17 protein-coding genes and 1 pseudogene are annotated in these 17,763 nt (G+C 74.5%); 12 read left to right on the top strand and 6 right to left on the bottom strand.

All coding sequences use genetic code 11. The features are described 5' to 3' along the window. Positions 1 to 64 precede the first annotated feature (64 nt). Complete coding sequence (locus Q6348_RS06950; RefSeq protein ID WP_304600571.1) at positions 65 to 1,714, top strand: FAD-binding dehydrogenase; 1,650 nt, start codon at positions 65 to 67, stop codon at positions 1,712 to 1,714. Positions 1,715 to 1,735: 21 nt separating this feature from the next. Beyond that, complete coding sequence (locus tag Q6348_RS06945) at positions 1,736 to 2,485, top strand: SOS response-associated peptidase (RefSeq protein ID WP_304600569.1); 750 nt, start codon at positions 1,736 to 1,738, stop codon at positions 2,483 to 2,485. Positions 2,486 to 2,513: 28 nt separating this feature from the next. Here the strand turns inward: Q6348_RS06945 and Q6348_RS06940 are convergent, their stop codons facing one another. Both Q6348_RS06940 and Q6348_RS06935 read right to left on the bottom strand, forming a co-directional pair. Next, positions 2,514 to 3,527: an adenylate/guanylate cyclase domain-containing protein gene (locus tag Q6348_RS06940; RefSeq protein ID WP_304600568.1), complete on the bottom strand. Its 1,014-nt coding sequence runs from the start codon at positions 3,525 to 3,527 to the stop codon at positions 2,514 to 2,516. 9 nt (positions 3,528 to 3,536) lie between these two features. Next, positions 3,537 to 4,373, bottom strand: a complete 837-nt coding sequence (locus Q6348_RS06935) for a biotin--[acetyl-CoA-carboxylase] ligase (protein ID WP_304600566.1) — start codon at positions 4,371 to 4,373, stop codon at positions 3,537 to 3,539. A gap of 127 nt (positions 4,374 to 4,500) precedes the next feature. On the opposite strand from Q6348_RS06935, the gene Q6348_RS06930 reads away from it, so the two are divergent. From Q6348_RS06930 to Q6348_RS06920, 3 genes are read left to right on the top strand one after another with little or no spacing between them, the layout of a single operon-like run. Next, entirely contained in the window at positions 4,501 to 6,108 is a 1,608-nt protein-coding gene (locus tag Q6348_RS06930) for an acyl-CoA carboxylase subunit beta (protein ID WP_304600565.1), read from the top strand. After that, positions 6,105 to 6,347: an acyl-CoA carboxylase epsilon subunit gene (locus Q6348_RS06925; RefSeq protein ID WP_304600564.1), complete on the top strand. Its 243-nt coding sequence runs from the start codon at positions 6,105 to 6,107 to the stop codon at positions 6,345 to 6,347. Before Q6348_RS06930 ends, Q6348_RS06925 begins: the two co-directional genes overlap by 4 nt. Before the next feature lie 59 nt (positions 6,348 to 6,406). After that, positions 6,407 to 8,119: a DUF885 domain-containing protein gene (locus Q6348_RS06920; RefSeq protein WP_304600563.1), complete on the top strand. Its 1,713-nt coding sequence runs from the start codon at positions 6,407 to 6,409 to the stop codon at positions 8,117 to 8,119. A gap of 100 nt (positions 8,120 to 8,219) precedes the next feature. Here Q6348_RS06920 and Q6348_RS06915 read toward each other — a convergent pair whose 3' ends face one another. Beyond that, a complete protein-coding gene (locus Q6348_RS06915) occupies positions 8,220 to 8,849 on the bottom strand; it encodes a maleylpyruvate isomerase N-terminal domain-containing protein (protein WP_304600562.1) in 630 nt (209 codons plus the stop codon). A 50-nt stretch (positions 8,850 to 8,899) separates the two neighbouring features. On the opposite strand from Q6348_RS06915, the pseudogene Q6348_RS06910 reads away from it, so the two are divergent. From Q6348_RS06910 to Q6348_RS06880, 7 genes and pseudogenes are all read left to right on the top strand, one after another. After that, positions 8,900 to 9,553: pseudogene (locus tag Q6348_RS06910) on the top strand (Maf family protein); the annotation flags it as partial. After that, positions 9,539 to 10,126 (top strand): GNAT family N-acetyltransferase, encoded by a 588-nt coding sequence (locus Q6348_RS06905; RefSeq protein WP_304601934.1) that lies wholly within the window; start codon positions 9,539 to 9,541, stop codon positions 10,124 to 10,126. The pseudogene Q6348_RS06910 and the gene Q6348_RS06905, both read left to right, overlap by 15 nt. Before the next feature lie 154 nt (positions 10,127 to 10,280). Then, complete coding sequence (locus tag Q6348_RS06900; RefSeq protein ID WP_304600561.1) at positions 10,281 to 12,080, top strand: acetyl/propionyl/methylcrotonyl-CoA carboxylase subunit alpha; 1,800 nt, start codon at positions 10,281 to 10,283, stop codon at positions 12,078 to 12,080. Then, positions 12,080 to 12,571, top strand: coding sequence for an NUDIX domain-containing protein (locus Q6348_RS06895; RefSeq protein WP_304600560.1), 492 nt, complete (start codon positions 12,080 to 12,082; stop codon positions 12,569 to 12,571). The genes Q6348_RS06900 and Q6348_RS06895 overlap by 1 nt, the downstream gene beginning before the upstream one ends. A gap of 156 nt (positions 12,572 to 12,727) precedes the next feature. Further along, positions 12,728 to 13,090 (top strand): nitroreductase/quinone reductase family protein, encoded by a 363-nt coding sequence (locus Q6348_RS06890; protein ID WP_304600559.1) that lies wholly within the window; start codon positions 12,728 to 12,730, stop codon positions 13,088 to 13,090. A 247-nt stretch (positions 13,091 to 13,337) separates the two neighbouring features. Further along, the gene (efeU, locus tag Q6348_RS06885; protein WP_304600558.1) at positions 13,338 to 14,186 is read left to right on the top strand and encodes an iron uptake transporter permease EfeU; all 849 of its coding nucleotides are present in this window, start codon (positions 13,338 to 13,340) and stop codon (positions 14,184 to 14,186) included. 65 nt (positions 14,187 to 14,251) lie between these two features. Continuing rightward, positions 14,252 to 14,653, top strand: coding sequence for a cupredoxin domain-containing protein (locus Q6348_RS06880; RefSeq protein ID WP_350339647.1), 402 nt, complete (start codon positions 14,252 to 14,254; stop codon positions 14,651 to 14,653). On the opposite strand, the gene Q6348_RS06875 is transcribed toward Q6348_RS06880, so the two are convergent. The 3 genes from Q6348_RS06875 to Q6348_RS06865 form a co-directional block, all read right to left on the bottom strand. Continuing rightward, positions 14,654 to 16,123, bottom strand: a complete 1,470-nt coding sequence (locus Q6348_RS06875; RefSeq protein ID WP_434061998.1) for an NAD(P)H-quinone dehydrogenase — start codon at positions 16,121 to 16,123, stop codon at positions 14,654 to 14,656. 54 nt (positions 16,124 to 16,177) lie between these two features. Beyond that, positions 16,178 to 16,513 carry a cupin domain-containing protein gene (locus Q6348_RS06870; protein ID WP_304600557.1) on the bottom strand — a complete coding sequence of 112 codons (336 nt, stop codon included), beginning with the start codon at positions 16,511 to 16,513 and terminating at the stop codon, positions 16,178 to 16,180. Between the two features lie 190 nt (positions 16,514 to 16,703). Further along, positions 16,704 to 17,747: an LLM class F420-dependent oxidoreductase gene (locus Q6348_RS06865; RefSeq protein WP_304600556.1), complete on the bottom strand. Its 1,044-nt coding sequence runs from the start codon at positions 17,745 to 17,747 to the stop codon at positions 16,704 to 16,706. Positions 17,748 to 17,763 lie beyond the last annotated feature (16 nt).

Raw genomic sequence — 17,763 nt, 5'->3', positions numbered from 1 at the left:
ACGAATCGATTCGATCCACGAGGCTCCGCCAGGTCGCGGGACGGGGCCCGTACCATCGACGGCCATGGACGCCGACGTCGTGGTCGTGGGCGCAGGGCTCGCCGGGCTGGTCGCGGCCGCCGAAGTCGCGGACGCCGGACGCACCGTCCTGCTGCTGGACCAGGAGCCCGAGCAGTCGCTGGGCGGCCAGGCCTTCTGGAGCCTGGGCGGCCTGTTCCTGGTCGACACGCCCGAGCAGCGCCGGATGGGCGTGCACGACTCGTTCGACCTCGCGTGGTCCGACTGGCTGGGCTCGGCACAGTTCGACCGCCCGGAGGACGCCTGGCCGCGCCGGTTCGCCCGCGCCTACGTCGAGCATGCCGCCGGCGAGCAGCGCGCGTGGCTGCGCGCGATGGGGCACCGGATCTTCCCCGTGGTCGGCTGGGCGGAGCGCGGCGACGGGCGCGCCACCGGCCACGGCAACTCCGTGCCGCGCTTCCACCTGACGTGGGGCACCGGGCCGGGCGTGGTCGAGCCGTTCGAGCGCCGGGTCCGCGAGCACGTGGCCGCGGGACGGATCCGGGTCGCCTTCCGCCACCGGGTGGACGAGGTGGTCGTCACCGACGGCGTGGTGACCGGGGTGCGCGGGGCCGTGCTCGCGCCGAGCGACGCCGAGCGCGGCCGGCCCAGCAACCGCGACGTCGTCGGCGAGTTCGAGGCGCGCGGCCAGGCCGTCGTGGTAACCAGCGGCGGCATCGGCGGGAACCTGGACCTGGTGCGCGCCGCGTGGCCGGCGCGGCTCGGCAGCCCACCCCTGGACATGGTGACCGGCGTGCCGGCGCACGTGGACGGCCGGATGCTCGCGATCACCGAACGGGCCGGCGCCGTGGTCATCGGCCGGGACCGGATGTGGCACTACACCGAGGGCGTGCGCAACTGGGACCCGATCTGGCCGGGGCACGGCATCCGGATCCTGCCCGGCCCGTCGTCGCTATGGCTGGACGCCGCCGGCCACCGGCTCCCGGCGCCGTGCTACCCGGGCTTCGACACGCTCGGCACGCTGCGGCACCTGCGCACGACGGGATACGACCACTCGTGGTTCGTCCTGAGCTCGCGGGTGATCGAGAAGGAGTTCGCGCTGTCCGGCTCCGAGCAGAACCCGGACCTGACCGGGCGCGACCTGCGCCTGCTGGCCGGACGGCTGCGACCGGGACCTCCCGGGCCGGTCCAGGCGTTCTGCGACCACGGCGAGGACTTCCTGGTGGCGGACACGCTCGAGGAGCTGGTGGCGGGCATGTCCGAGCTGGGCGGGGTGCCGCTGGACCCGGCCGCGATCCGCGAGGTCGTCGAGGCCCGGGACCGCGAGATCGCCCACCCGTTCGGCAAGGACGCGCAGGTCACCGCGATCCGCGGGGCGCGGCGCTACCGCGGGGACCGACTGCTGCGCGTCGCGCCGCCGCACCGGCTGCTCGACCCGAAGGCCGGGCCGCTGATCGCGGTGCGGCTGCGCGTGCTGTCCCGCAAGACGCTCGGCGGGCTGGTCACGGACCTGGACGGTAGGTGCCTGACAGGCGACGCGGCCGCCGTCACCCCGGGGTTGTTCGCGGCGGGCGAGGTCGCCGGGTTCGGCGGGGGCGGGATGATGGGCTACAACGCGCTGGAGGGGACGTTCCTGGGCGGCTGCCTGTTCTCGGGCCGGGTCGCCGGCCGCGCCGCGGCCACTGCCGTTGTCTGACCCGAGCGGCATCCTGGACCCATGTGCGGCCGCTACGCCTCGTTCCGGGCGACCCAGGACCTCGCCGACGCCTTCGGGGTCGACCCCGAGGACGTGGCCGACGACGCCGCGGGCCTGCCCCCGTCGTGGAACCTCGCCCCGACCGATCCGGTACGCATCGTCGTCGAGCGGCCCGAGAAGCTCGCCGACGGCACCCGCGGCGAGCCGGTGCGCTCGCTGCGCCTGGCCCGCTGGGGCCTGGTGCCCGGCTGGGCCAAGGACCCCTCGATCGGGTCTCGCCTGATCAACGCGCGCATGGAGACCGTCGGCGAGAAGCCCGCGTTCCGCAAGGCCCTGGCATCCCGTCGCTGCCTGGTGCCCGCCGAGGGCTGGTACGAGTGGACCGACCCGCCGGAGGGCTCGCCGCGCCGCGCCCGCAAGACGCCGCACTGGATCCACCGCACCGACGGCGGCCTCCTCGCGTTCGCCGGGCTGTACGAGTTCTGGCGGGACCCGGGATGCTCCGACGACGACCCGCTGCGCTGGCTGGTCTCGATGACCATCGTCACGGGTGGCGCCCCGGCGGACGACCCGGTGATCGGGCCGCTGCACGACCGCCAACCCGTCCTGGTCGACCCGGGCGACTGGGCGACCTGGCTCGACCCGTCGGTGGAGGCGCGCGAGGCGGCGGCCCTCCTCGGGGCTCCGCCTCGCGGACTGACCGCCGTCACCGTCTCGACGGCCGTCAGCTCGGTCCGCAACGACGGACCCGAGCTGATCGAGCCGGCCTGACCGGAGCGCACCGCCTCGGAGCGGCGGGTCACCGGATGCGCTCGGCGATGAGCAGCGACGGCCGCAGCGGGCCGATGCCCGCGACGTCGCGCACCTCGAGAGGGTCCAGCAGGAACCCGGGCAGGCAGGCCGCGGTCGCCTCGTCGACGAGGACGCGGCCGGGACCGGCCTCGTCGCACAGCCGGGCGGCCAACGCGACGGACGGGCCGAAGATGTCGCCGAACCGGGACAGCACCCGACCCCACACCAGCCCGACCCGCAGCGGGGCGTCACTGTCCGGGCCGAGCGAACGGACGAGCCCCAACGCCACGCGCGCGCCGGCGGCGGCGTCGTCGGCGACGAACAGCAGGGCGTCCCCGACGGTCTTGACCACCCGTCCGCCGTGCTCGGTCACCACGTCCCGGGCCTGCGCCTCGAACTCCTGGATGTAGTCGGCCAGGGCAGCCGCCCCCAGGTCGGCGGTGCGGGTGGTGAAGCCCACCACGTCGGCCAGGCCGACGGCGCGCGCCAGAGGCAGCTGATCGGGGTCGACGCCGTCCCGACCGCGAGCGGCCGCGACCGCGCGAGTCGCCGCGGCAGCGAGGTGGCGGCACCACGCGTGCTCCAGCCCACGGCGCAGCAGACCCTCCACCAGCGGGAGCCTGGCGACCAGCAGGGCCCTCGCGTCGGGGTCGCTCAGGGCGTACTTCGCCGCGAGGTGGTCGACGAGCGCCTCCGTCTGCCAGCCGACCAGCCGTTCGGTGGAGTGCCCGATGGCGCGCACCAGGGACGTGCCCGTCGTGGCGGAGAGCCCGTACTCGTGACCGGCACCCAGGAAGGCCGCCACCACGTCGGCGTCGGTCGCGGTGAAGCCGGCTTCGCCGGAGGCCGGGACCGACAGACCGAGGGCGGTCCAGAACGCGGCCACCTCGTCGGGTCCCGCACCGACCCGCCGCGCGACGTCGTCGAGGGTCAGGTCCCGTGGGCCCCCGAGCAGCACGTCCTGCAGGTGCGCGAGAGCCTGGTCCAGGTCTTCCGGCGGCCGGCCGGCAGCCTCTGCCATCCAGTCAGGCTAGTCGCCGGATCCCGCCCCGGACACACGCACCCGGACGTCGCCGGCGTGCACGGCCGTGGTTCCGTCGGTGCCCCGGACGAGCAGCGCACCACCCGTGTCGAGCCCGACCGCCGCACCCTCGACCCGGCCTCCGCCCGGAAGGTCCACGACGACGTGCTGCCCGATCGTGACCGACAGGGCGAGCCACGCATCGGCCAGCATCGCGCCGTCGCCGCCGGACGAGCGCCACGCCGCGTCGAGCTCGACCCAGCGGGCCAGCAGGGCGACCAGCAGGTCCTGGCGCGAGACCTCGACGCCTGCGAGCGCGAGCGAGGTCGCCGACGGCACCGGCAGCTGGTCCCAGCGCTGTGCGACGTTGACGCCCACCCCCACGACGACGGACGGCCCCTCAGGCCCGGACCGCAGCTCGGCGAGGACCCCGGCGAGCTTGCGGTACCGCCCCCAGCCCGGTTCGGGCGGGTCCGCGGGTAGCAGGACGTCGTTGGGCCACTTGAGCACGGCCGGCGCGCCCAGGCCCCGCACGGCGCGGGCCACTGCGAGCCCGGCGAGCAGCGGCACCCAGCCCCAGCGGGCGGGGTCCACCTCGGGCCGCAGCAGCACCGATGCGGTCAGCGCGACGCCGCGCGGTGTCGTCCAGGTGCGGCCTGCCCGGCCCCGGCCGGCCTGCTGGTGCTCGGCGACGAGCACGGACCGGTCGGGCCACGCACCGGGGTCGGCCGCCGCGGCGTCGATCAGCGCCGTCGACGTCGATCCGACCTCGTCGACCAGCTCGACGCGGCCCAGCGGCACGCCGGCCAACGCCGCGCGCAGCGCGGCGGCGTCGAGGTGATCCACCCGGCCACGGTAGCGGGCGTCACAGCCCTGCGGCATCGGGGATTGTGCGGTCCCACACACGCGGACCGGGCGACACGGTCGAGTCTCACACTGAGCATGTCGGGTTCCGACAACTACCCTGCTGCAGGTGACCGACCCGCAGACCGCCGTGGAGACACCCACCACCGCTGGGCGCCTCGCCGACCTCGAGCAGCGCAACGCCGAGCTGGCCGGCGCCGAGGAGACCGCCGCCGCCAAGCAGCACGCCCGCGGCAAGAAGACCGCCCGCGAGCGCATCGCCGCGCTCCTGGACGAGGACAGCTTCACCGAGCTGGACGCGATGGTCGCGCACCGCTCGACGAACTTCGGCCTGGACGCGCGGCGCGTCCCGGGGGACGGCGTCATCACCGGGCACGGCACCGTCGACGGCCGCCCGGTCGCCGTCTACAGCCAGGACTTCAGCGTGTTCGGCGGCTCGCTGGGCGAGATGCACGGGCAGAAGATCGCCAAGGTGATGGACCTGGCGCTGCGCACCGGCATGCCGCTGGTCGGGATCCTGGACGGCGGCGGTGCGCGCATCCAGGAGGGGGTCGCTGCCCTGACCCAGTTCGCCGAGATCTTCCGTCGCAACGTGGCCGCCTCGGGCGTCATCCCGCAGATCTCGCTGATCCTGGGCCCGAGCGCGGGTGGCGCCGTCTACTCCCCCGCGCTGACCGACTTCGTCGTGATGGCCGACGGCACCTCGAACATGTTCATCACGGGCCCGGACGTGATCCGCGCCGTGACGGGCGAGGACGTGGGCTTCGAGGAGCTCGGTGGCGGGCAGACGCACAACTCGCGGTCCGGCGTGGCGCACTACCTGGGCGCGGACGAGGACGACGCGATCGACTACGTGCGCGCGCTGCTGGGCTACCTGCCCAGCAACAACCTCTCCGACCCGCCGGTGTGGCCGGAGGACGTCGAGCGGCCCGAGGCGCTGGACATCTCCGAGGCGGACCTCGAGCTGGACACCCTGGTCCCGGACTTCGACAACCAGCCGTACGACATGCGCACCGTTGTGGAGCACGTGCTGGACCACGGCGAGCTGCTCGAGGTGCAGCCGCTGTACGCGCCGAACATCCTGATCGGCTTCGGGCACGTCGAGGGCCAGGCGGTCGGGGTGGTCGCGAACCAGCCGCTGCACATGGCGGGCACCCTGGACATCGCGGCGAGCGAGAAGGCGGCGCGGTTCGTGCGGACCTGTGACGCGTTCGGCATCCCGGTGCTGACGTTCGTCGACGTGCCGGGGTTCCTGCCGGGCACGGAGCAGGAGTGGAACGGCATCATCCGGCGCGGCGCGAAGCTGATCTTCGCGTACGCCGAGGCGACGGTGCCATTGGTCACGGTCATCACGCGCAAGGCGTACGGCGGGGCGTACATCGTCATGGGGTCCAAGCAGCTGGGCGCGGACGTGAACCTGGCCTGGCCCACCGCCCAGATCGCGGTGATGGGTGCGGCCGGTGCCGTGAACATCCTGCAGCGCGGCACGCTCAAGAAGGTCGCCGAGTCGGGGGGCGACGTGGAGGCGGAGCGGTCCCGCCTCGTCGCGGACTACACCGACGCGCTGGTGAACCCCTACGTCGCGGCGGAGCGCGGCGACGTCGACGCGGTGATCGCGCCGTCCCGGACACGCCCTCAGGTGGTCCGCGCGCTGCGGACGCTGCGCAGCAAGCGTGCGGCGCTGCCGGCCAAGAAGCACGGGAACATCCCGCTGTGACCCCCGACGTGCGCGTGCTGCGCGGCGAGCCCGACGACGTCGAGCTCGCGGCCCTGGTCGCCGGTCTGGCGGCCGGTGCCTCCGCGAACGCCGCCGCGGCAGCCGTCGCCGACCTCGACGAGTCCGCCACCGCGGCCCGCCGCCGCTGGCGCGCAGCGGCCACCCGGCACCGCACGCCCCACCCGCACGTCGCTCTGGTCCCCCGCGACCCCGACGCCTGGCGCTACTCCCTGCGCTGACGACCCCGTCGTACGGCCTCTGGCCGTCGCGGCCCGGCCGTGGTCCTAGGGTCGGGGGCATGACCGACACCCCACGTCCGACCCGGACCCCCACCGCGATCGACGCGATCGCCGACGCCTACGTCCAGACCTCCGCCCGTCTCAACCCGATCGCCGCCACCGCGATGGGCCTGCCCGGCTACGACCACCTCATGACCGACTTCTCGCCCGCCGGCCACGCCGCGGTGGCCGAGGCCGCGCGCGCGGTGCTGGCCGAGCTCGACGGCGCCGAGCCGGTGGATGACGTCGACCGGGTCACGTTGTCCGCGATGCGCGAGCGGATCGGCCTCGAGCTGGAGCTGCACGCCGCCGACGAGATGCTCGGGATGCTCAACAACATCGCCTCACCGGTGCAGGAGCTGCGCGACGTCTTCGACCTGATGCCCACCGACACGCCGGAGGCGTGGGCGAACATCGCCGCACGCCTCGAGGCGCTGCCCACCGCGGCCGCCGGGGTGATCGACTCGCTGCGACTCGCTGCCTCGCGGGGCCGCGTGGCAGCACGGCGCCAGGTCGACGAGTGCGTCCGCCAGGCGGAGGAGCTCGCCGGGTCGGACTCCTTCTTCACGGGATTCGTGCGTGGCGAGTCGGTGGAGAAGGCTCTGGCCGCGGCGGACGACGCCGCTGCGCTCGGCTCCCGCCTGGAGCTGGGGGCGGCTGCCGCCCGATCCGCCTACGGCGACATCGCCGCGTTCCTGCGTGACGAGCTCGCGCCGCTGGCCCCGTCCGAGGACGCCTTCGGGCGGGAGCGCTACCAGCTCTGGTCGCGCTACTTCCTCGGCGCCGCCGTGGACCTGGAGGAGACCTACGCATGGGGGCTGGCCGAGCTCGACCGGATCATCGCCGAGCAGGAGGCCGTCGCGGCGCAGATCGCCGGCGAGGGTGCCACGATCGCACAGGCGATCGAGGTGCTCGACGCGGACCCCGAGCGTCGGTTGGGCAGCACGGCCGAGCTGCAGGCGTGGATGCAGCGCACCGCGGACGCGGCCATCGACGCGCTCGACGGCGTGCACTTCGACATCCCCGGACCGCTGCACACGCTGGAGTGCCGGATCGCCCCGACCAGCACGGGCGCCATCTACTACACGGGCCCGTCGGACGACTTCTCACGTCCGGGCCGCATGTGGTGGTCCGTGCCGCCGGGCGAGGACTCCTCGTTCACCACGTGGCGGGAGAAGACCACGGTCTACCACGAGGGGGTGCCCGGGCATCACCTCCAGGTCGCCGAGGCGGTGTACGAGCGCGCCACGCTGAACTCGTGGCGCCGGCTGGCGTGCTGGGTCAGCGGCCACGGCGAGGGCTGGGCGCTGTACGCCGAGCGGCTCATGGCCCAGCTCGGGTTCCTCGACGACCCGGGCGACCGGCTGGGCATGCTCGACGGTCAGCGGATGCGCGCAGCACGCGTGGTGTTCGACATCGGCGTCCACCTGGGTCTGCCGTGCCCGGACAAGTGGGGTGGCGGGACGTGGGACGCAGCCAAGGCGCTGGCGTTCCTGCAGGCCAACGTCAACATGCCGGAGGGCTTCGTGCGCTTCGAGTGGATGCGCTACCTGGGTTGGGGCGGCCAGGCGCCGTCGTACAAGATCGGCCAGCGGCTGTGGGAGGCCGCCCGCGACGAGGCGCAGGAGGGGGCCCGGGCCCGCGGCGAGGAGCTGGACCTCAAGGCCTTCCACGCCCGGGCGCTCTCGCTGGGTTCGGTCGGCCTGGACACGCTGCGCGAAGCCCTGACCTGAGGGCCGGCGACCCCGTCCCCCGACGGTGAGCGGTGTGCTCCCGGTCGAGAGGTGTGCCTGGAGGTGCACCGCTCGGCTGGGCGCACACCACTCGCCGGGGTCACAGCACCCTGGGGCGCGGGGTGACGTCGCGGCCGGTGAGCAGCAGGAGCAGCTCGGCGGCGTCCCAGCGCCGGGCGGCCAGCCGGCCCGCGAGCTCCGTCGACGCCGCCACGGCGGACGCGAGGTCAGCGGGCGGCTGCAGACCTACCGCCCGGCACAGGTCCAGGGTGTGCACGGCGAGCTCGAACACCCGGGTGGGCAGGTACGCGGTCAGCGGCATGATCCCGGCGGGGGTCCGCACGGTCGAGCCTTCGGGGGCTCCCCGCACCAGCGCGCACACCCGGGAGACCTGACCGGCGACCGTCACCGCCGGCTGGTCACCCAGCACGGCGGCCGCCTGGCGGCCCCGCTCGGCCACGGCCGCGTCGGCCGCCGCACGCTGATCGGGATCCGCCGCACCGGTCAGCGTGCGCAGGTAGTCCACCGGGTCGGTGAGCGCGACCGGCCCCGGCTCCGGCATGAGGTACGTCTCCACGGTGAGGACGGCACGACCCGTGTGCGCGACGAGCTCCCGCACGTCCCACTCGCCGAGACCGGGCCGCTGCCACGCATCCGCCGGCACCCGCGCGACGGTCGCGGCGAACGCGACCGCCGCCGTGCAGAACAGCTCCGCCTCGGGAGTCGTCATGACCGGACGGTAGCGGGCACCAGCGGCGTGCGCACGCCTACGCTTGGGCGATGACGACCCTGCTGCTGGCCTCGGCGTCCCCCGCCCGGCTGTCCACGCTGCGCTCGGCGGGGATCGAGCCGCTCGTGCGGGTCTCCGGGGTGGACGAGGACGCCGTCCTGGCCGAGGCGGAGGCCGCGACCGAGGGCCGCCTGCACCCCGCCGACGCGGTGCTCGCCCTGGCGCGCGCGAAGGCCGACGCGGTCGTGGCGTCGCTCGGCTCCGACGCCCCTGACGCGCACGGCAACCCGCTCCCGGAAGACCTCCTGGTGCTCGGCTGCGACTCGCTGCTCGAGCTGGACGGCCGGGCACTGGGCAAGCCCTCCGACGCAGCGGACGCGGCGGCGAGGTGGCGGCGGATGCGCGGCAGGTCCGGGGTCCTGCACACCGGCCACTGGCTGGTCGACACCCGCGACGGGGCTACCGGCGCCACCGGTGCCACGGCCTCCACGGCGGTGCACTTCGCGGACCTCACCGACGACGAGATCGACGCCTACGTCGCGACCGGTGAGCCGCTGGCCGTCGCGGGGGCCTTCACGATCGACGGCCTCGGCGGCCCGTTCGTCGCGAGGCTCGAGGGCGACCACCACACCGTGGTGGGTCTGAGCCTGCCGTTGCTGCGCGACCTGCTGGCCAGCATCGGCGTTCCCGTGACGACGCTGTGGGCCACCGGCACGGCGCCGGACGGGGACGACGAGCGATCCACGGGTGTGCAGTGGTACGGGTCGCGGCTCGTCCTGCGCTCGATGGGCGCCGAGCACGCCCGGTCGTTGGCGGACTATCGCTCGGACCCCGAGGTCGCACGGCACCAGCGGTGGGACCCGCCGTACACGCTCGACCAGGCCCGGGCGTTCGTCGCGACCACGGCGGGGCTGGACCCCCTGGTCCCCGGGCGGTGGGTCCATCTGGCGATCGAGGCGCACGGCGAGCACGTGGGCGACATCGGCGTACGCGGGGACGACGAGGGTCGGCAGGCGCGCGTCGAGGTCACCATCGCACGACCGTGGCAGCAGGCGGGGTTGGCCACGGAGGCGCTGACCACGGTCCTCAGGAGGCTCTTCGCGGCCGGCGCGCACCGGGTCGAGGCACGCTGCGACACCGACGACATCGCGGCGATCCGACTGCTCGAGCGGGTCGGGATGCGCCGCGAGGCGGAGCTGTGGTCCGCGGCGTTCCGGCACGGCGAGTGGATCGACTGCTACAGCTACGCGCTGCTGGCCTCGGAGTGGCGCGCCTGAGGCGCGCCGACCTGCTGCCGTGCACATCGCGGCGGTGGGGTTCCTGGTCGGATGGCAACAAACCGGCTCGGCGCAGCCTTGTCGAAGCCCACAGTCTTGGCGCCGCAGGACGGCACCGATCGAGCGGCCCGAGACCGGAGCGTTACGGTGAGCCGTGCCCGAGATCCGCAAGGTGCTCATCGCCAACCGCGGCGAGATCGCCGTTCGCATCGTCAGGGCGTGCGCCGATGCACGCCTCGCGTCGGTGGCCGTCTACGCCGACCCGGACCGCGAGGCGCTGCACGCGACGCTCGCCGACGAGGCGTACGCGCTGGGCGGTGTGCGCGCCGCGGAGACCTACCTGGACGTCGACAAGCTGCTGGACGTCGCGCGCCGCTCCGGCGCCGACGCCGTGCACCCCGGCTACGGCTTCCTGTCGGAGAACGCGGAGTTCGCAGCGCGCGTGATCGACGCCGGGCTGACCTGGATCGGCCCCCCGCCGTCGGCGATCGAGGCGCTCGGCGACAAGGTCAGCGCGCGACACATCGCGCAACGTGCCGGCGCGCCGCTCGTGGCGGGCACCGCGGACCCGGTGTCCGGCGCGGCGGAGGTCGAGGCGTTCGCCGCCGAGCACGGGCTGCCGATCGCGATCAAGGCGGCCTTCGGTGGCGGCGGGCGCGGGCTGAAGGTGGCCCGCGAGCCGGGGGAGATCGCCGAGCTGTACGAGTCGGCCGTACGCGAGGCGACCGCGGCGTTCGGGCGAGGCGAGTGCTTCGTCGAGCGCTACCTGGACGCGCCGCGGCACGTGGAGACGCAGTGCATCGCGGACGAGCACGGCACCGTCGTCGTGGTCTCGACCCGCGACTGCTCGCTGCAGCGGCGACACCAGAAGCTGGTGGAGGAGGCGCCGGCCCCGTTCCTCACCGACGAGCAGGTCGCCACGCTGCACACTGCGTCCAAGGCGATCCTGCGCGAGGCCGGGTACGTCGGAGCCGGCACGTGCGAGTTCCTGGTCGGTGCCGACGGCACGGTGTCCTTCCTGGAGGTCAACACGCGACTGCAGGTCGAGCACCCGGTCACCGAGGAGGTCACGGGGATCGACCTGGTCCGCGAGCAGCTGCGGGTCGCCGCCGGTGAACCCCTCGGCTACACCGAGGTCGCGGCCCGCGGGCACAGCCTCGAGTTCCGGATCAACGGCGAGGACCCCGCGGCGGGCTTCCTGCCGATGCCCGGCAGGATCACCCGGCTGCGCGTCCCGTCCGGCCCCGGTGTGCGGTGGGACGGCGGCGTGCTCGAGGGCGACACGGTCTCCGGCGCGTTCGACTCCATGATCGCCAAGCTGATCATCACGGGTGCGGACCGGACCCAGGCGGTCGAACGTGCCCGTCGAGCGCTGGCCGAGCTCGAGATCGAGGGCATTCCGACGGTGGTGACCTTCCACCGCGCCGTGCTCGAGGAGCCGGCCTTCGTGCCCGAGGACCCGACGACACCGTTCTCCGTGCACACCCGGTGGATCGAGACCGCGTTCGCCGAGCGTCTCCCGACGCTGCGGCCGGAAGGCGCCGCACCCGTCGCGGAGGCCGACGCGGAGGAGGACCAGCCCAGCACCGAGCGCGTCGTCGTCGAGGTCGGCGGAAAGCGCATCGAGGTGGTCCTGCCGGCCGGTCTGGGGCTGGTGCCGGGGCGTACCCGCGCCGGCGGGCGGTCCGGTGGCCGACCCCCCCGCGCGCGGCGCGCACCGGCGCGCACGGCCGCGAGCGGCTCCACGCTCGCGTCGCCCATGCAGGGGACCATCGTCAAGGTCGCGGTGTCCGAGGGCGCTCAGGTCGACGAGGGTGACCTGGTGGTGGTGCTCGAGGCGATGAAGATGGAGCAGCCGCTGGTCGCCCACCGCGCAGGCACGGTCACGTCGCTCGCCGCGCAGATCGGTGGCTCGGTCAGCGCGGGCACGCCGATCTGCGAGATCGTCGACTGATGCCGCAGGGCCCGCCCGGCCGCCTGCACCGCCAGCCGGGCGACGCCTGGCTGGAGTGCCGCTGCGGGACCCGGCACTGGGGCCTGCACGGGGCGGCCGGGCTGCTGCTGGTGCGGCGCTCGGACGCCGGGCACGAGGTGGTCCTGCAGCACCGCGTGTCGTGGAGCGACCAGGGCGGGACGTGGGGCATCCCGGGTGGTGCGCTGGCGCCGGGCGAGGATCCGGTCGCGGGTGCGATCCGCGAGGCCACCGAGGAGGCCGGCATCGACCCCGAGCACCTCGAGGTGGCCTCGACGCACGTCCTGGACCACGTCGACTGGGCGTACACCACCGTGATCGCGCGGGCCACCGGGCCGCAGGACCCACGGCCGACGGACCCGGAGAGCGAGGCGATCGCCTGGGTGGCCACCGACGCCGTGCAGGACCTGCCGCTGCACTCCGCGTTCGCCGACGCCTGGCCCCGGCTGCGCGGCGCAGCTGAACGGCACTGACGCCGCGCCCAGCAGGCCCAGGGCGGCGAGCGCGCCGGCGACCAACGCCGCACACGCGTCGTCGGCCGGGTCTCGCGGAGCGTCGCGTGCCGGTCACGGGAGCTCCACGACCGACAGGTCCGCACCGCTCGCGTGCCCCTCATCTACGCTGCGAGGATGCGCACCGACGCGATCCCGCCCACCGGGACCTGTCACCTGGTCACCGTCGGACGGCGCAGCGGCGAGCCGCAGCGGGTCGAGCTCTGGTACGTCGTCGTCGACGAGGAGGTCGTGCTGACCGGCACGCCCGGCACCCGGGACTGGCTGGCCAACCTGCGTGAGCGGCCCGACGCGGTCCTGCAGCTCGCCGAACGTGGCGACGAGCTCGCCGTGACCGCCGCCGAGGTCGTCGCGCCCGGCCGGCGGCGCAGGGTCGTCGAGGAGGCGTGGCGGCTTCAACCCTGGTATGCCGAGCAGCCGTTCTCCGTCGAGGACTGGGTGGCGGACTCCCCCATGGTCGCCCTCACGCCGACCCGCTGAGCCGACCTCCGCCCCGACGCCGACGGGCGGCTCAGCCGCACACGTCGTCGGGAGCACGCACCAGGACGTACTCCTGGTCCGGCCCGACGCGATGAGGGTCGCGTCGTCGGCCGCGATCGTCGGCTGAGGTGCGCACGGCGGGAAGCCGGCGTATCCGGTTTGACAGCTCCGATATTCGCAAGGCTAGTCTTGCGTTATTAGGTAAGGCACACCTAAGCACCCCTACCGGCGCCATCCAGGGAGAACCATGCTGGCGAACTACCTCATCGGGCTGCGCGAGGGGCTCGAGGCGGCGCTCGTCGTCACGATCCTCGTGGCCTACCTGGTGCGCACCGGGCGTCGCTCCGCGCTGCGCCAGGTCTGGACCGGCCTCGCGATCGCCGTCGGGGTCTCGCTCGCCGCGGGCGCCGCACTGACGTTCGGGCCTCGGGGACTGTCCTTCCAGGCGCAGGAGGCCCTCGGCGGCACGCTGTCGATCCTGGCCGTGGGCCTGGTCACCTGGATGATCATCTGGATGTCCCGCACCGCGCGGTTCCTCAAGTCCGAGCTGCAGGGTCGGCTCGACGGAGCGCTCGCCGCGGGCGGCGCGGCCGTCGTGCTCGTGACGCTCCTCGCCGTCGGCCGGGAGGGCCTGGAGACCGCGCTGTTCCTGTGGGCCGCCGCCCAGTCCACCGGCTCGGGCACGGACCCGCTGCTCGGCGCCGCACTCGGCCTGGCCACCGCGGTGGCCCTGGGCTGGGCGCTGTACCGCGGGGCGCTCAAGCTGAACCTCGCGAAGTTCTTCGCCTGGACCGGGCTCGGGCTGGTCGTGGTTGCCGGCGGCGTGCTCGCCTACGGCGTGCACGACCTGCAGGAGGCCGGCGTGCTGCCGGGCATCGGCTCGCTCGCGTTCGACGTCTCCGCCGCGATCCCGCCGGACTCCTGGTACGGCGCGCTGCTGCGCGGCACGCTGAACTTCACCGCGGAGACCACCTGGCTGCAGGCCATCGCCTGGCTCGCCTACGTGCTGCCCATGACGTGGCTGCTGGTCCGTCGGCTCTGGCCGCGTCAGGCGCCAGCGCCGACCCGCCCGCAGACCGAGCACGTCGCCGCCTGACCACACCCGCTGACCCACGGCCGGTCCGGCGCCGTGGTGCGGCCCAGCACACCCGGAGGACCCCCATGCGGACACGCCACCTGCGTGCCCTTCCCGCCCTCGCCGCCGCTTCCCTGCTCCTCGCCGGCTGCGTCGCCAACACTCCCGACGACGGGTCGATCAGCGTGACCTCCTCGGCCGACGCGTGCACGCTCTCGGCCACGAGCGCACCGTCGGGCACGCTGACGTTCTCGATCACCAACGCCGGTGACCAGGCCACCGAGTTCTACCTGCTGGGCGCCGACGGTCACAAGGTGATCGGCGAGGCGGAGAACATCGGCCCCGGCCTGACCCGCACCCTGGTGGTGCAGGTCGACCCCGGTGACTACGTCACCGCGTGCAAGCCCGGGATGAGCGGCGACGGCATCCGGGCGGACTTCACGGTCACGGGCTCGGGGACTGCGGCCGGCCCGACCGCAGCCTCGTAGTCAGCCCCAGGCGCCGCCCAGCCGCTGACCGCCCACCAGCCGGGCGGTCTCGGAGAGCGTCCCGGTGAGCGACGGGTACACCGACAGCGCCTGGGACACCTCGTCGGCGGTCAGCCGCTGTGCGACCGCGATCGAGACCGGGAAGATCAGCTCGCCGGCGCGCGGGGCGACCACCACACCCCCGACGACGATCCCGGTGGCCTCCCGGGCGAACAGCTTCACGAAGCCGTCCCGGATACCGAGCATCTTGGCGCGCGGGTTGCGGTCCAACGGCAGGTGGCTGACGACGTACCGGGCACCCTGCTCGGTCAGCGCCTGCTCGGACAGCCCGACGGTGGCGATCTCCGGCGCCGTGAAGATGTTCGCGGCGACCGAGCCGCGGTCGAACGGCTGCACCGCGTCCCCGAGCGCGTGCGACATGGCGATCCTGCCCTGCATCGCGGCCACCGAGGCGAGCGGCAGCACGCCGGTGCAGTCGCCCGCGGCGTACACCCCACGGACGCTCGTCCGCGACACCCGGTCCACCTCCACGTGCCCGGAGCCGGTCAGCCGGACGCCGGCCTCCTCGAGCCCGATGCCGCGTGTCGACGGCACCGAGCCCACCGCGATGAGCACGTGCGAGCCCTCGACCACGCGGCCGTCGGACAGGGTCACCTCGACGCCGTCGCCGGCGACGCGCGCGGACGCCGCGCGGGAGCGGGACAGCACCGTCATCCCCCGGTCCCGGAACACCCCCTCGAGCACTCGCGCCGCGTCCGCGTCCTCACCGGGCAGCACCCGGTCGCGGGAGGAGACGAGGACCACGTCGGAGCCGAGTGCGTTGTAGGCACCGGCGAACTCGGCGCCGGTCACGCCGGAGCCGACCACGATCAGCCGTTCGGGCAGCTCGGTGAGCCGGTACAGCTGCGTCCACAGGAAGATCCGCTCGCCGTCGGGCTCTGCGGTGGGCAGCACACGAGGGGTGGCGCCGACCGAGACCAGCAGGCTGTCGGCGTCGAAGGCGTGGCCGTCGGCGACGACGCGGTACGGGCCGTCCAGACGGCCGGTCCCCTCGACCACGCGCACGCCCTCGCGATCCAGCCGGTCGCGGATGTCCGCGGACTGCGCGCGGGCCAGCCCCACGACGCGCTCGTTCACCCGGGCGAGGTCCACGTGGTAGCGCGGTCGCGACGACGCGTCGTCGGAGGCACGGATGCCCAGGTCTGAGGCACGCTCCGCGATCGTCATCCACTCAGCGGTCGCGATCAGCGTCTTCGACGGCACGACATCGGTGAGCACCGCCGCCCCGCCCAGACCCTGGCGCTCGACCAGCGTCACGTCCGCACCGCGCAACCGGGCCGCGAGGGCCGCCTCGTACCCACCGGGACCGCCGCCCAGGATCACCACCCGGTGCGCCGCGCGCCCGGGTGGCGGGGTGGTCGACGGCTGCGGCTCGGACACGCCGGGTGTGGTGGAGGTCACCTCAGGCATTCTGCCGCCGACGGGCGTGCCACGCAGCGGCCGGGCCCGCGACGAGCGGTCCCGTCAGTCCCGCAGGTCCCCCGGCTGGCTGGTCACCGTGGTGAGCAGGAACACCGCGTCGTCGAGCGCCCGGACCGAGTGCCGGTCGTGGGTCAGTGCGATCGCCTCCCCGACGCCCAGCTCTTCTGGGCTCATCCCGGTGACCCGGACGCGGCCGGCCAGCACCTGGATGCTCGCGGCGTGCGGCGAGTTGTGCTCGGCGAGCTCGGTGCCCGACCGCAGCGCCAGGACCGTCTGGCGGAGCACGCCGTCGTGCACGACGAGCTCGGCGGAGCGACCGTGCGCGTCCTGCTGCGCGGCGGCGAGGTGGGCCTCGACCAAGCTGGGCAGATGTGCCATGACTCCTCCGGGGGCGTCGGTTCGGCAGCCATCCTCACGCCCGGGCGCGCGCCCCGCACGCCGATGCGCGAGCGGGCTCGTCGGCGAGATCGCGGCGCTGGGCTCGGATCGCGGCGTTGGGGACGCCGCGATCTGCGCCTCCCGCCGCGATCTGCGCCTCCCGCCGCGTTCCGCGCCGGCACCGCCCGCCTCAGGCCGTGAGCTCCCGGAGGGTCGCCAGCTGGTCGAGAGCGTCGGCTGTGCCACCCGGTGACACGCTGACCGTGGTGACACCCGCGTCGGCGAAGGCGGCCCACCGGTCACGGACCTGCGCACGGTCGCCGATCAGGGACGTGCCTCGCACCAGGTCCTCCGGCAGTGCCGCGGCGGCGCCGGCGCGGTCCCCGGCGAGGAAGCGCTCCTGGACCTCGGCCGCCGCGTCGGTGAAGCCGAACCCTGCCACCACGTCGGCGTAGAAGTTCCTGCCCCGCGCGCCCATCCCGCCCACGTACAGCGCCAGGCGTGCCCGGTGAGCGGCGAGCGCCGCCCGCTCGGCAGCCCCGGAGCCGATCCGCAGCGGGACCTGGACGTGCACGTCCAGCGGCCCGAGACCCGGGTCGCGGCGCGCGGCACCCGTCGCCAGCGCGTCCGCCCACATGGCACTCGCGTGCTCGGGGTGGAAGAACGCGGGAAGCCACCCGTCGGCGATCTCCGCGGTCTGGGCGACGCTGCGCGGGGTCAGGGCGGCGATCGCGATCGGGATCCGGGGCCGCACCGGGTGGTTGACCAGCGCGAGCGGCTTGCCCAGGCCGGTCCCGCCGGCCTCAGGGGGCAACGGGAGCCGCACCGTGCGACCCTCCAGCCGGGCCGGCTCCCGGCGCCAGACCATGCGGCAGACCTCGACGATCTCGCGCAACCGGGTGAGCGGAGCGGCGAACGGCACGCCGTGGAACCCCTCGACCACCTGCGGCCCGGACGCACCCAGGCCCAGCTCGAACCGGCCACCGGACACGTCGTCCAGGCCGGCCGCGGTCATCGCGAGCGTCGCGGGGGAGCGTGTGTAGGCACCCAGCACGGTTGCCGCGAGACCGACGCGCTCCGTCACCGCGGCGAGGTAGCCGAGCCGGCTGACCGCGTCGAACGAGTACGCCTCCGCGACGGACACCAGGTCCAGACCGAGGCGGTCGGCGCCGCGCGCGAGCTGCACCGCGGCCGCGAAGTCGTCGGCGTAGTCGATCGCCAGTCCCAGGCGCACCCGACCAACCTAGCCC

Origin of the sequence: Actinotalea lenta (assembly GCF_030586465.1) — a bacterium.
In the GTDB taxonomy this organism is placed as follows: domain Bacteria; phylum Actinomycetota; class Actinomycetes; order Actinomycetales; family Cellulomonadaceae; genus Actinotalea; species Actinotalea lenta.
Note: the sequence above shows the minus strand (reverse complement) of the source record. Positions and strands in the feature narration are given on the sequence as shown.

Coding starts and splice junctions, on each gene's coding strand:
- Q6348_RS06950 (WP_304600571.1), top strand. CDS start 65: ATGGACGCCGACGTCGTGGTCGTGGGCGCAGGGCTCGCCGGGCTGGTC.
- Q6348_RS06945 (WP_304600569.1), top strand. CDS start 1,736: ATGTGCGGCCGCTACGCCTCGTTCCGGGCGACCCAGGACCTCGCCGAC.
- Q6348_RS06940 (WP_304600568.1), bottom strand. CDS start 3,527: ATGGCAGAGGCTGCCGGCCGGCCGCCGGAAGACCTGGACCAGGCTCTC.
- Q6348_RS06920 (WP_304600563.1), top strand. CDS start 6,407: ATGACCGACACCCCACGTCCGACCCGGACCCCCACCGCGATCGACGCG.
- Q6348_RS06915 (WP_304600562.1), bottom strand. CDS start 8,849: ATGACGACTCCCGAGGCGGAGCTGTTCTGCACGGCGGCGGTCGCGTTC.
- Q6348_RS06895 (WP_304600560.1), top strand. CDS start 12,080: ATGCCGCAGGGCCCGCCCGGCCGCCTGCACCGCCAGCCGGGCGACGCC.
- Q6348_RS06890 (WP_304600559.1), top strand. CDS start 12,728: ATGCGCACCGACGCGATCCCGCCCACCGGGACCTGTCACCTGGTCACC.
- efeU (WP_304600558.1), top strand. CDS start 13,338: ATGCTGGCGAACTACCTCATCGGGCTGCGCGAGGGGCTCGAGGCGGCG.
- Q6348_RS06880 (WP_350339647.1), top strand. CDS start 14,252: ATGCGGACACGCCACCTGCGTGCCCTTCCCGCCCTCGCCGCCGCTTCC.
- Q6348_RS06875 (WP_434061998.1), bottom strand. CDS start 16,123: ATGCCTGAGGTGACCTCCACCACACCCGGCGTGTCCGAGCCGCAGCCG.
- Q6348_RS06870 (WP_304600557.1), bottom strand. CDS start 16,513: ATGGCACATCTGCCCAGCTTGGTCGAGGCCCACCTCGCCGCCGCGCAG.